At 70.6% G+C, this 12,262-nt stretch carries 11 protein-coding genes; 9 read left to right on the top strand and 2 right to left on the bottom strand.

The features are described 5' to 3' along the window. The first annotated feature begins 15 nt into the window (after window positions 1–15). The 6 genes from eccD (at window position 16) to ACIBNE_RS38705 (ending at window position 7,389) form a co-directional block, all read left to right on the top strand. Complete coding sequence (eccD, locus tag ACIBNE_RS38730; RefSeq protein WP_399280346.1) at window positions 16–1,812, top strand: type VII secretion integral membrane protein EccD; 1,797 nt, start codon at window positions 16–18, stop codon at window positions 1,810–1,812. Window positions 1,813–1,982: 170 nt separating this feature from the next. Beyond that, window positions 1,983–2,273: a 30S ribosomal protein S15 gene (gene rpsO, locus ACIBNE_RS38725; protein ID WP_267056737.1), complete on the top strand. Its 291-nt coding sequence runs from the start codon at window positions 1,983–1,985 to the stop codon at window positions 2,271–2,273. A 287-nt stretch (window positions 2,274–2,560) separates the two neighbouring features. Then, window positions 2,561–4,780, top strand: coding sequence for a polyribonucleotide nucleotidyltransferase (locus tag ACIBNE_RS38720; RefSeq protein WP_399280343.1), 2,220 nt, complete (start codon window positions 2,561–2,563; stop codon window positions 4,778–4,780). Continuing rightward, entirely contained in the window at window positions 4,777–6,156 is a 1,380-nt protein-coding gene (locus tag ACIBNE_RS38715) for a M16 family metallopeptidase (protein ID WP_399280341.1), read from the top strand. The genes ACIBNE_RS38720 and ACIBNE_RS38715 overlap by 4 nt, the downstream gene beginning before the upstream one ends. A 22-nt stretch (window positions 6,157–6,178) precedes the next feature. Next, window positions 6,179–6,931, top strand: coding sequence for a 4-hydroxy-tetrahydrodipicolinate reductase (gene dapB / locus ACIBNE_RS38710; protein ID WP_399280339.1), 753 nt, complete (start codon window positions 6,179–6,181; stop codon window positions 6,929–6,931). Window positions 6,932–6,936: 5 nt separating this feature from the next. Continuing rightward, window positions 6,937–7,389: a hypothetical protein gene (locus ACIBNE_RS38705; protein ID WP_399280338.1), complete on the top strand. Its 453-nt coding sequence runs from the start codon at window positions 6,937–6,939 to the stop codon at window positions 7,387–7,389. Window positions 7,390–7,418: 29 nt separating this feature from the next. Here the strand turns inward: ACIBNE_RS38705 and ACIBNE_RS38700 are convergent, their stop codons facing one another. After that, a complete protein-coding gene (locus tag ACIBNE_RS38700; protein ID WP_399280336.1) occupies window positions 7,419–7,967 on the bottom strand; it encodes a hypothetical protein in 549 nt (182 codons plus the stop codon). A gap of 114 nt (window positions 7,968–8,081) precedes the next feature. Continuing rightward, the gene (locus ACIBNE_RS38695) at window positions 8,082–8,321 is read right to left on the bottom strand and encodes a hypothetical protein (RefSeq protein ID WP_399280334.1); all 240 of its coding nucleotides are present in this window, start codon (window positions 8,319–8,321) and stop codon (window positions 8,082–8,084) included. A 189-nt stretch (window positions 8,322–8,510) separates the two neighbouring features. Here ACIBNE_RS38695 and thyX point away from each other — a divergent pair, with 189 nt between their 5' ends. The 3 genes from thyX (at window position 8,511) to ACIBNE_RS38680 (ending at window position 12,120) form a co-directional block, all read left to right on the top strand. Further along, window positions 8,511–9,248: an FAD-dependent thymidylate synthase gene (gene thyX, locus ACIBNE_RS38690; RefSeq protein WP_399280332.1), complete on the top strand. Its 738-nt coding sequence runs from the start codon at window positions 8,511–8,513 to the stop codon at window positions 9,246–9,248. Between the two features lie 172 nt (window positions 9,249–9,420). After that, entirely contained in the window at window positions 9,421–10,320 is a 900-nt protein-coding gene (gene dapA, locus ACIBNE_RS38685; protein ID WP_399280330.1) for a 4-hydroxy-tetrahydrodipicolinate synthase, read from the top strand. A gap of 114 nt (window positions 10,321–10,434) precedes the next feature. Next, complete coding sequence (locus tag ACIBNE_RS38680; protein WP_399280329.1) at window positions 10,435–12,120, top strand: ribonuclease J; 1,686 nt, start codon at window positions 10,435–10,437, stop codon at window positions 12,118–12,120. Window positions 12,121–12,262: the final 142 nt, after the last annotated feature.

The raw sequence follows: 12,262 nt of genomic DNA, 5'->3' as shown, positions 1-12,262 counted from the left end.
CCGTGCGGCGATCCTATGGGCGGCCCACAGGCGCTAGGGTGCCGAGAAATCCGTACGCAGTCGCGAACTGCCGTGAGGGCAGCGGACTTTCGGCCACCGCGCGACGGCTTCCACGAGAGGGAACGGCAAGTGAGCACGTCGACCCGGCCGACGGGCGCGGTATCCGGCCAAGACGGATCCGCGGCACCGTCCGTCAACGGACCCGCCGAGGGTCACCCCGCAGGCCCCGGCACGGCACCCGGCGCAGGCCCCGGCACCGTGCGCCCCGCCGCCCGCGGCACCGGCTTCTGCCGCGTCACCGTCGTCGCCCCCGACAGTCGCGTCGACGTGGCGCTCCCCGAGGACGTCCCGCTCGCCGACCTCCAGCCCGAGATCCTGCGGCTGTCCGGGCAGGTCCAGGACCGCGGCGCCCCCGTCGGCTACCACCTGGTGCGCCGCGACGGCTCCGTCCTCGACAGCGCCCGCACCCTCGCCGCCCAGCGGATCCCCGACGGCGAGCTGCTCTCGCTGCGCCCCTTCGCCGAGTCCCTGCCGCCCGCCGTCTTCGACGACGTCTCCGACGCGGTGGCCTCCGTCGTCGCCCGCGACCGCACCTTCTGGTCCGCCGCCCTGACCCGCGCCGCCGGACTCTTCGGCGCGTCCGCCCTGCTCGTACTCCTCGCCCTGGTGCTGTGGAGCGCGGCCCCCGGCCACGACACGCACGGCCTGCCGGGAGTCCTGGCCGCCGTCACCGCCGTACTGCTCGTCACTCTTTCGGCGGTACGGGCCAGGGTGTACGACGACGGGGCCGCGTCCCTCGCCCTCGGCGCCGCCGCCTTCGCGCACGCCGCCGTCGCGGGCTCCGGCCTGCTGCCGCTCGGCGCCGGCCAGGGCGTCGGCCGCCTCCAGGCGCTGCTGGCCTGCGCGGCCGTCCTGATCGCGGCCCTGGTCCTGACGATCGCGGCGCCCGGCGGCGACGGCCCCTTCGTGGCGTTCGCCGCCGCCGCGGCGACCGGCGTCCTGGCCCTGTTCACCGCGAGCACCGCCGGACTGGAACCGGTCGAGGCCGCCGCGATGTGCTCACCGGTCGCCGTGGGGGCGCTCGCCTTCCTCCCGGGGCTCGCGACCCGATTCGCGCGCCTCCCCGTCGGCTTCGACGCCCCCCGTACGACCCTGATCGACCACGGTGACACCTCCGACGAGCGCCAGGGGTCGCACGCCTCCGAGTCCCGGAGGCCGTACGCCTCCGAGCCCGGGGGGCCGTACGCCTCCGGGCTCCAGGGGTCTTACGGCCCCGGGTCCCAGGGCCCTTACGACCCCGAGCGCATCGCCGCGCAAGCGGCACGCGGCCACGAACTGCTGGTCGGCCTCGTCGGCGGCTGCGCCCTCGTCGCGGTCGGCGCGGCGGCGGTGCTGGGCTTCTCCGGCGACCCGTGGGGACAGCTCCTGGCCCTGGCCACCGGCATCGCCCTGCTGACCCGCGCCCACCTCTTCCGCTACGCGGCGCAGGTCGCCGGAGCCCTCGCGGGCGGCCTCGGCGTGCTCCTCCTGCTGGGCCTCGGCCTCGCCCTGAACCCGCCGCGGGGCCCCCTGCGCGAGGCGCTCGCGGGCGACACCGCCGCCCTCGACCTGCGGACCACCTGGCTGGCCGCGGCCGTCGCCGCCACCGCGGCGGTCCTCGCCGCCATCGCCCTGATCGTGCCCCGCAAGGGCGTCACCCCCTTCTGGGGCCGCGTCCTGGAGCTGGTCGAGGCCGCCGTCCTGCTGACGCTGCTGCCCCTGGTCCTCGCCGTCTTCGACGTCTACCGCGCCATCCGGGTGATGACCTCCTGAGCGGGCCTGGTACTCTGTGTGACGGCCGTTTGTGTACGCGCCCCCGGACCGGGTGAAACCGGATGCTGGGAGCTGCGCTCATCGGACCTTCGCCTCCGAGTCACGGAAGCTCCCCTGAGACCAAGACCAGGGGCACTCGTGGGCGCATCGAACAATACTGAGGAGTACGCGTGCCGCTCGACGCCGCTACGAAGAAGCAGATCATGTCCGAGTTCGGTCAGAAGGAGGGTGACACCGGATCCCCCGAGGTCCAGGTCGCCATGCTCTCCCGCCGCATCTCGGACCTGACGGAGCACCTCAAGACGCACAAGCACGACCACCACTCCCGTCGTGGTCTGCTGATCCTGGTCGGCCAGCGTCGCCGCCTGCTCCAGTACCTGGCCAAGAAGGACATCCAGCGCTTCCGTGCGCTGGTCGACCGCCTGGGCATCCGCCGCGGTGCGGCCGGCGGCGCCAAGTAAGTCGCCGTGAAGGGAGCGGTTCCCACACTGAGGGGGCCGCTCCTTTTGCTGTACATGCGCTCCTTACCAGAGTCTCAGTAGTCTGGTAAGACGCAACAAACGAAGAAGGCGTGAAGCAGCGCCCCCCGCCGCCGGTCCTCGGTAGTGGCCCCCGGAGCACGTCAGGTACGAAGACCCCGGGAGCTTCGATCGAAGACCGGCCCGCAGCAGGAGCGCGCTTCTCCGCCACGCCCCACCGCCACACGGGCGGAGGGGCGGAAGACGAAAAAGTATCGGAGAAAACGCTAGTGGAGAACGAGACCCACTACGCCGAGGCCGTCATCGACAACGGCACCTTCGGCACCCGCACCATCCGCTTCGAGACGGGCCGCCTGGCCAAGCAGGCCGCCGGCTCCGCCGTGGCGTACCTCGACGACGACACCATGGTGCTGTCGGCGACCACCGCCTCCAAGCGCCCCAAGGACCAGCTCGACTTCTTCCCCCTCACGGTGGACGTCGAGGAGCGGCAGTACGCCGCGGGCAAGATCCCCGGCTCCTTCTTCCGCCGGGAGGGCCGCCCCTCCGAGGACGCGATCCTCACCTGCCGCCTGATCGACCGGCCGCTGCGCCCCTCCTTCAAGAAGGGCCTGCGCAACGAGATCCAGATCGTCGAGACGATCATGGCGCTCAACCCCGACCACCTGTACGACGTGGTCGCGATCAACGCCGCCTCCTGCTCCACGCAGCTGGCCGGCCTGCCCTTCTCCGGCCCGATCGGCGGCACCCGTGTCGCGCTGATCAAGGGCCAGTGGGTCGCGTTCCCGACGCACACCGAGCTTGAGGACGCCGTCTTCGACATGGTCGTCGCCGGTCGCGTCCTGGAGGACGGCGACGTCGCGATCATGATGGTCGAGGCCGAGGCCACCGAGAAGACCATCCAGCTCGTCAAGGACGGCGCCGAGGCCCCCACCGAGGAGGTCGTCGCCGCCGGTCTGGAAGCCGCGAAGCCCTTCATCAAGGCCCTCTGCAAGGCCCAGTCGGACCTCGCCGCCAAGGCCGCCAAGCCCGAGGGCGAGTTCCCGGTCTTCCTCGACTACCAGGACGACGTCCTGGAGGCGCTGGCCGCCGCGATCACCCCCGAGCTCTCCGCCGCCCTCACCATCGCGGGCAAGCAGGAGCGCGAGACGGAGCTGGACCGCGTCAAGGAGATCGCCGCCGAGAAGCTCCTCCCGGCCTTCGAGGGCCGCGAGAAGGAGATCTCCGCCGCGTACCGCTCGCTGACCAAGAAGCTGGTCCGCGAGCGCGTCATCAAGGACAAGGTCCGCATCGACGGCCGCGGCGTCACGGACATCCGTACGCTCGCCGCCGAGGTCGAGGCCATCCCGCGCGTGCACGGCTCGGCGCTGTTCGAGCGTGGCGAGACCCAGATCCTGGGCGTCACCACCCTCAACATGCTCCGCATGGAGCAGCAGCTGGACACCCTCTCCCCGGTGACCCGCAAGCGCTACATGCACAACTACAACTTCCCGCCGTACTCCGTCGGCGAGACGGGCCGCGTCGGCTCCCCCAAGCGCCGCGAGATCGGCCACGGCGCGCTCGCCGAGCGCGCGATCGTGCCGGTCCTGCCGACGCGCGAGGAGTTCCCCTACGCGATCCGCCAGGTCTCCGAGGCGCTGGGCTCCAACGGCTCGACGTCCATGGGCTCGGTCTGCGCCTCCACCATGTCGCTGCTGAACGCCGGTGTGCCCCTCAAGGCCGCCGTCGCCGGCATCGCCATGGGCCTGATCTCCGAGGAGATCGACGGCAAGACGCACTACGTCGCCCTGACCGACATCCTCGGCGCCGAGGACGCGTTCGGCGACATGGACTTCAAGGTCGCCGGTACGAAGCAGTTCGTCACCGCGCTCCAGCTCGACACCAAGCTCGACGGCATCCCCGCCTCGGTCCTGGCCGCCGCGCTGAAGCAGGCCCGCGACGCGCGGCTGCACATCCTCGACGTGATGAACGAGGCGATCGACGTTCCGGACGAGATGTCCCCGAACGCGCCGCGCATCATCACCGTCAAGATCCCGGTGGACAAGATCGGTGAGGTCATCGGCCCCAAGGGCAAGATGATCAACCAGATCCAGGAGGACACCGGCGCCGACATCACGATCGAGGACGACGGCACCATCTACATCGGTGCCGCCGACGGCCCGGCCGCCGAGGCCGCCCGCGCCACGATCAACGGCATCGCCAACCCGACCATGCCGGAGGTCGGCGAGCGGTACCTGGGCACGGTCGTCAAGACCACCACCTTCGGTGCCTTCGTCTCCCTGCTCCCGGGCAAGGACGGCCTGCTGCACATCTCGCAGATCCGCAAGCTCGCCGGTGGCAAGCGCGTGGAGAACGTCGAGGACGTGCTCGCGGTCGGCTCCAAGGTCCAGGTCGAGATCGCCGAGATCGACTCGCGCGGCAAGCTCTCCCTGATCCCGGTCATCGAGGGCGAAGAGAACGACGACGACAAGAAGGACGACACCGACAAGTGACGTCGCGTAGCACCAGGACGACGGCCCGCCCCTCTTCGGAGGGGCGGGCCGTCGCCCGTACCCAAACACTCCTCAAGGGCAGCAACGGCATCGGCACGGTCCGTCGCACCACCCTGCCCGGCGGCCTGCGCGTCGTCACCGAGACCCTGCCCTCGGTCCGCTCCGCGACCTTCGGCATCTGGGTCCAGGTCGGCTCCCGCGACGAGACGCCCACGCTCAACGGCGCCACGCACTACCTGGAGCACCTGCTCTTCAAGGGCACCAAGCGGCGCAGCGCCCTCGACATCTCGGCCGCGCTCGACGCGGTCGGCGGCGAGATGAACGCCTTCACCGCGAAGGAGTTCACCTGCTACTACGCGCGGGTCCTCGACACCGACCTGCCGCTCGCCATCGACGTCGTCTGCGACATGCTGACCGACTCGCTGATCCTCGAAGAGGACGTGGACGCCGAACGCGGCGTCATCCTCGAAGAGATCGCGATGACCGAGGACGACCCGGGCGACTGCGTGCACGACCTGTTCGCGCACACCATGCTCGGCGACACGCCGCTGGGCCGCCCGGTCCTCGGCACGGTCGACACGATCAACGCCCTGACGCGCCCGCAGATCGCCCGCTTCTACAAGAAGCACTACGACCCGCGCCACCTCGTGGTCGCGGCCGCGGGCAACGTCGACCACGCCACGGTCGTGCGCCAGGTCCGCAGGGCGTTCGAGCGGGCGGGCGCGCTCGCCGACACGGCGGCCCTGCCGGTCGCCCCCCGCGAGGGACACCGCCGGATCAAGACCGCGGGCCGCGTCGAGCTGATCAACCGCAAGACCGAGCAGGCGCACGTCGTCCTCGGCATGCCGGGCCTGGCCCGCACCGACGAGCGCCGCTGGGCGCTCGGCGTGCTGAACACCGCGCTCGGCGGCGGCATGTCGTCCCGCCTCTTCCAGGAGGTGCGGGAGAAGCGCGGCCTCGCCTACAGCGTGTACTCGTACACCTCGGGCTTCGCCGACTGCGGCCTCTTCGGGGTGTACGCGGGCTGCCGCCCGAGCCAGGTGCACGACGTGCTCAAGATCTGCCGCGACGAGCTCGACCGCGTCGCGTCCGACGGCCTGACCGACGAGGAGATCGGCCGCGCGGTCGGCCAGCTCTCCGGCTCCACGGTCCTCGGCCTGGAGGACACCGGCGCGCTGATGAACCGCATCGGCAAGAGCGAACTGTGCTGGGGCGCGCAGATGTCGGTCGACGACATGCTCGCCCGGATAGCGGCGGTCACCCCCGACGAGGTGCGGGAAGTGGCCCACGAGATCCTGGGACAGCGCCCGTCCCTGTCGGTGATCGGGCCCCTGAAGGACAAGCAGGCCGACCGCCTCCACGAAGCGGTCAGCTAACTCCCGTAAGGAATCAAGGAACATGAGCAAGCTGCGCGTGGCGGTCATCGGCGCTAAGGGCCGCATCGGCTCGGAGGCCGTCAAGGCGGTCGAGGCCGCCGCCGACATGGAGCTGGTCGCCGCCCTCGGCCGGGGCGACTCGCTGGACGCCCTCACGGAGTCCGGCGCCCAGGTCGCGGTCGAACTGACCACGCCCGCATCGGTGATGGACAACCTCGACTTCTGCGTACGTCACGGAATCCACGCCGTCGTCGGCACCACCGGCTGGACCGACGAGCGCCTCGCGCAGCTCGACACCTGGCTGGCGGCTTCCCCCGCCACCGGTGTGCTCATCGCCCCGAACTTCTCCATCGGCGCCGTCCTGACGATGAAGTTCGCCCAGATCGCGGCCCCGTACTTCGAGTCCGTCGAGGTCGTCGAGCTGCACCACCCGCACAAGGTCGACGCCCCGTCGGGCACCGCGACCCGCACCGCCCAGCTGATCGCGGCGGCCCGCGCCGAAGCGGGCACCGCCCCGGCGCCGGACGGCACCACCACGGCCCTGGACGGCGCCCGCGGCGCGAACGTCGACGGGATTCCGGTCCACTCGATCCGGCTGAGCGGCCTCCTGGCCCACCAGGAGGTCCTGCTCGGCGGCGAGGGCGAGACCCTGACGGTCCGCCACGACTCCCTGCACCACAGCAGCTTCATGCCGGGCATCCTGCTCGGCGCCCGCCGCGTGGTGACCACCCCGGGCCGCACCTTCGGCCTGGAACACTTCCTGGACCTGAACTGACCGCCATGCGCGCAAAGATCACCTACTTCGTCACGGCCGCCGTCCTGGTCTTCTACTTCGTCCTGGTCGGCAGCCGTGGCGTGCTGCTCATCAAGCACGGCACGCTGCTCACGGTCACGTTCGGCGTGGCCGTGCTGATCCTGCCGGTCATCGGCGTCTGGTTCCTCTGGAAGAACACCCAGTTCGTCAAGAAGGCCAACGCCCTGGCGGCCGAGCTCGAAGCCGAGGGCGCGCTGCCCGTCGACGAGCTGAAGCGCACGCCGTCGGGCCGCATCGACCGCGACTCCGCCGACGAGGTCTTCGCCAGGCGCCGTGCGGAGACCGAGGACACACCGGGGGACTGGCGCTGCTGGTTCCGGCTCGCGGTCGCCTACCACGACGCCCGGGACACCCCGAGGGCCCGCAAGGCGATGCAACGCGCGATCGCCCTGCACGAGGGCAGGGCGATCAACGTCTGAAGGGCCGCGCGGCTCAGCGGCCGCGCGGCTCAGTGGCGGTACTCGTCCGCCCAGACCTCGATGGAGTCGGCGGCCCGGTCGAACGCCTCCGTACGCGACAGGAAGTCCGCGCTGCGGTCGGTGAACAGCGCCCTGCTGCTCCCGCCGCCCTCGCGCACGAGGACCAGGGCCTGTCCCTGCACGGTCCGCGGCAGCCCGAGCCACCGCACCGGCTGCTGGACCGTGCGCACCTCGCTGACCTTGTTCCAGGCGAGGGTGCTCGTCGAGAAGAAGCCGATCCGCCGCACGCCGTGCCGGCTCACCCAGGCACCGACGCGCAGCAGCCGCAGCGCGCTGAGGATCACCGCGGCGGCGAGCCCCGCGCAGACCGCGGCGCCGGTCAGTTCTCCGGCGGCCGCGATGATCACCGTCGCGAGCAGCACGAACGAGGCGAGCAGCAGCAGCGTCGCCGCGGCGGCGACCCGCCACGGTCCCGGGCGGTAGGGCCTGCGCCAGCGGTCGTGGTCGTCGAACGGCAGCGCGACGTCCGCCGCGTCGGCGTCAAAGGCACGGTCGACCGTCAGGAATTGCAGGGGCACGACTGATCCTCACTCATGAGCACGCTCGATTGGCTGTGCCCGGTGAGGCTACCCAGGCGGTCAACGGCGGACCACCCCAGGGGGGCCGTACGAGTCAGGCCGGGGCCCGACGGCTCAGCGGCCGTCCGACGCCTCCGACTTCTGCGTATGGCTCGGCGACTGGTCGTACGAGAGCGCGGGGACGCCCAGCAGCAGCGCTCCGACCAGGCCACCGGCGACCGTCAGGCCGATCAGACTCCGGCCGAGGATCGTCGACGCGCTGGGGCGCTCGCGCGGGGGCGGCTCGACGTTGCTCCGAAACCTGTCGGCCTCGGCGACGAATGCGAACGGGACGGCCTCTCGCCGGCGAAACATGAGGGCACCACTCCTTGGGCGTCTGTGACTGGGCGCTTCTACTGGTACAGACGCACATCCGAACGATTTGGTGCCCGATTTCCCCGAATTGGCCAAAGACGGTCGGCGCCAGCCCGCCTGGTACGCGGCAGGGAGGCGTGGCCGTAGGGTGGACGCCGCCGAGGTCGAGCAAGAGACAAGGAACCGTTGGTGCCCGATACCCCCACAGAGACGACCCCCAGCTTCCGCAGCGACGTCACGGTCGAGCTGGTCAAGCACTCAGCCGCCGACTCCGACGTGCTGTGGGCCGCCCGGGTCTCCACCGCAGGCGAGCAGTCGCTCGAAGAGCTCCAGAAGGACCCCGAGCGCTCCAAGGGCCTGATCAACTACCTGATGCGGGACCGCCACGGCAGCCCCTTCGAGCACAACTCGATGACCTTCTTCATCAGCGCCCCGATCTTCGTGTTCCGCGAGTTCATGCGGCACCGCGTGGGCTGGTCGTACAACGAGGAGTCGGGCCGCTACCGCCAGTTGGAGCCGGTCTTCTACGTCCCCGGCACGGACCGCAGGCTGGTCCAGGAGGGCCGCCCCGGCAAGTACGTCTTCGTCGAGGGCACGCCCGAGCAGCACAAGGTCGTCTCGGAGTCGATGGAGGAGTCGTACCGCCGGTCGTACGCCGCCTACCAGGAGATGCTCGCCGAGGGCGTCGCCCGCGAGGTGGCCCGCTCGGTCCTCCCGGTCGGCCTGTTCTCCTCGATGTACGCGACCTGCAACGCCCGCTCGCTGATGCACTTCCTCGGCCTGCGCACCCAGCACGAGCTGGCGACCGTGCCGTCCTTCCCGCAGCGGGAGATCGAGATGGTCGGCGAGAAGATGGAGGAGCAGTGGGCGAAGCTCATGCCGCTCACCTACGCCGCCTTCAACGCCAACGGACGCGTCGCCCCTTGAGTGGTGTCCGTATTGCACCCTTTCGCGAAGTTCATCTAGGCTGATCAAACGGACCCGGCGCTGCTTGAACCCCCGAGCAGGCAGCGCCGGGCTCCCTTTGCCCGCCTTTGCCGCCGTACATCACGTCACCCGAGGGGACACCGCGCGCTGCGCAACGAGTAGCGTGTTACCCATGGCTCCGATCTCCACTCCGCAGACCCCCTTCGGGCGGGTCCTCACCGCCATGGTCACGCCCTTCACGGCGGACGGCGCACTCGACGTCGACGGCGCCCAGCGGCTCGCCGCCCACCTGGTGGACGCAGGCAACGACGGCCTGATCATCAACGGCACCACCGGCGAGTCCCCCACCACCAGCGACGCGGAGAAATCGGAGCTCGTACGGGCCGTGCTGGAGGCCGTGGGAGACCGCGCCCACATCGTCGCGGGCATCGGCACCAACGACACCCGCCACTCCATCGAGCTCGCCCGCACCGCGGAGCGCGACGGCGCGCACGGCCTCCTCGCCGTCACGCCGTACTACAACAAGCCCCCGCAGGAAGGCCTGCGCCGCCACTTCACGGCGATCGCGGACGCAACCGGCCTCCCGGTGATGCTCTACGACATCCCCGGCCGCAGCGGCGTCCCGATCGACACCGAAACCCTGGTGCGCCTCGCCGAGCACCCGCGTATCGTGGCCAACAAGGACGCCAAGGGCGACCTCGGCCGCGCGAGCTGGGCCATCGCCCGCTCCGGCCTCGCCTGGTACTCCGGCGACGACATGCTGAACCTCCCGCTGCTCTCGGTCGGCGCCGTCGGATTCGTCTCGGTCGTGGGCCACGTGGTCAGCCCGGAGCTCCGCGCCCTGCTCGACGCCCACAACGCGGGCGACGTGCGGAAGGCCACGGAGATCCACCAGAAGCTGCTCCCCGTCTTCACGGGTATGTTCCGCACCCAGGGCGTCATCACCACCAAGGCGGCGCTCGCGCTCCAGGGCCTGCCGGCCGGACCGCTGAGGCTGCCGCTGGTGGAGCTCTCCGAGCAGGAGCTCGCGCAGCTCAAGATCGATCTTGCTGCCGGCGGGGTACAGCTCTAGCCAACAGACTTCACAACTGAATATCCGAAAGAACGACAGACAACAGCAAGTGCACGAATGTCATGCGCGCCACGTGCCCAAGCGGTACGTGGCGTGTGTGGTGAGGAGAGTCTTTTGAGTCATCCGCATCCCGAACTCGGCGCCCCGCCCAAGCTCCCCAAGGGCGGCTTGCGCATCACCCCGCTCGGCGGCCTCGGCGAGATCGGCCGCAACATGACGGTCTTCGAGTACGGCGGCCGCCTGCTCATCGTCGACTGCGGCGTCCTCTTCCCCGAGGAGGAGCAGCCCGGCATCGACCTGATCCTGCCGGACTTCACCACCCTGCGGGACCGCCTCGACGACATCGAGGGCATCGTCCTGACGCACGGGCACGAGGACCACATCGGTGGTGTCCCGTACCTGCTGCGCCTCAAGCCGGACATCCCGCTGATCGGCTCCAAGCTGACGCTCGCCCTGATCGAGGCGAAGCTCCAGGAGCACCGGATCCGTCCGTACACGCTGGAGGTGAAGGAGGGCGAGCGCGAGAACCTCGGCCCCTTCGACTGCGAGTTCATCGCGGTCAACCACTCCATCCCGGACGCCCTCGCGGTCGCCATCCGCACCCCCGCGGGCCTGGTCGTCGCCACCGGCGACTTCAAGATGGACCAGCTCCCGCTGGACCGCAGGCTGACCGACCTGCACGCGTTCGCCCGCCTCAGCGAGGAGGGCATCGACCTCCTGCTCTCGGACTCCACGAACGCCGAGGTCCCGGGCTTCGTCCCGCCGGAGCGCGAGATCTCGAACGTGCTGCGGAACGTCTTCGCGAGCGCCCAGAAGCGCATCATCGTGGCGAGCTTCGCCAGCCACGTGCACCGCATCCAGCAGATCCTGGACGCCGCCCACGAGTACGGCCGCCGGGTCGCCTTCGTCGGCCGCTCGATGGTCCGCAACATGGGCATCGCCCGTGACCTGGGCTACCTCAAGGTCCCCGCGGGCCTCGTCGTCGACGTGAAGACCCTCGACGACCTGCCGGACGACGAGGTCGTGCTGGTCTGCACCGGCTCCCAGGGCGAGCCCATGGCGGCGCTGTCCCGGATGGCCAACCGCGACCACCAGATCCGGATCGTCCCCGGCGACACGGTGATCCTGGCGTCCTCGCTCATCCCGGGCAACGAGAACGCGGTCTACCGCGTGATCAACGGCCTGACCCGCTGGGGCGCGAACGTCGTCCACAAGGGCAACGCCAAGGTGCACGTCTCGGGCCACGCGTCGGCCGGCGAGCTGCTGTACTTCTACAACATCTGCAAGCCCAAGAACCTGATGCCGGTCCACGGCGAATGGCGCCACCTGCGCGCCAACGCCGAGCTGGGCGCCCTCACCGGCGTGCCGAAGGACCACATCGTCATCGCCGAGGACGGCGTGGTCGTCGACCTGGTCGACGGCAGGGCCAAGATCGTCGGCAAGGTCCAGGCGGGTTACGTGTACGTGGACGGGCTCTCCGTCGGCGATGTCACCGAAGCCCACCTCAAGGACCGCCGCATCCTCGGCGACGAGGGCTTCATCTCGGTCTTCGTGGTGGTCGACTCGACCACCGGCAAGATCGTCGGCGGCCCGAACCTGCACGCCAGGGGCTCCGGCATCGAGGACTCGGCACTCACCGCGGTCGCCCCGAAGATCGAGGAGGCGCTGGCCAAGTCCGCCTCCGACGGGGTCGTGGAGGTGCACCAGCTCCAGCAGCTGATCCGCCGTTCGGTGGGCAAGTGGGTGTCGGACACCTACCGTCGACGCCCGATGATCCTTCCGGTCGTCGTCGAGGTCTGACGGTCGGCCTGACCCGATCGGACCTGGAGCGGGGGGGGGGGGGGGGGGGTGGGGGGGGGGCCCCCCCCCCCGTTCTAAAAACCCCCCCCGCCGCCCCCCACCCACAAAACAGGGGGTGGTGGGCCCCCGGCGGGCGGGGGCG

This window comes from Streptomyces sp. NPDC050504 (assembly GCF_044458065.1).
GTDB lineage: Bacteria > Actinomycetota > Actinomycetes > Streptomycetales > Streptomycetaceae > Streptomyces.
Note: the sequence above shows the minus strand (reverse complement) of the source record. Positions and strands in the feature narration are given on the sequence as shown.

What these genes read in the sequence shown, in the direction of transcription:
- eccD (WP_399280346.1), top strand. Translation starts at nt 16, where the DNA reads ATGGGCGGCCCACAGGCGCTAGGGTGCCGAGAAATCCGTACGCAGTCG.
- dapB (WP_399280339.1), top strand. Translation starts at nt 6,179, where the DNA reads ATGAGCAAGCTGCGCGTGGCGGTCATCGGCGCTAAGGGCCGCATCGGC.
- ACIBNE_RS38705 (WP_399280338.1), top strand. Translation starts at nt 6,937, where the DNA reads ATGCGCGCAAAGATCACCTACTTCGTCACGGCCGCCGTCCTGGTCTTC.
- ACIBNE_RS38695 (WP_399280334.1), bottom strand. Translation starts at nt 8,321, where the DNA reads ATGTTTCGCCGGCGAGAGGCCGTCCCGTTCGCATTCGTCGCCGAGGCC.
- dapA (WP_399280330.1), top strand. Translation starts at nt 9,421, where the DNA reads ATGGCTCCGATCTCCACTCCGCAGACCCCCTTCGGGCGGGTCCTCACC.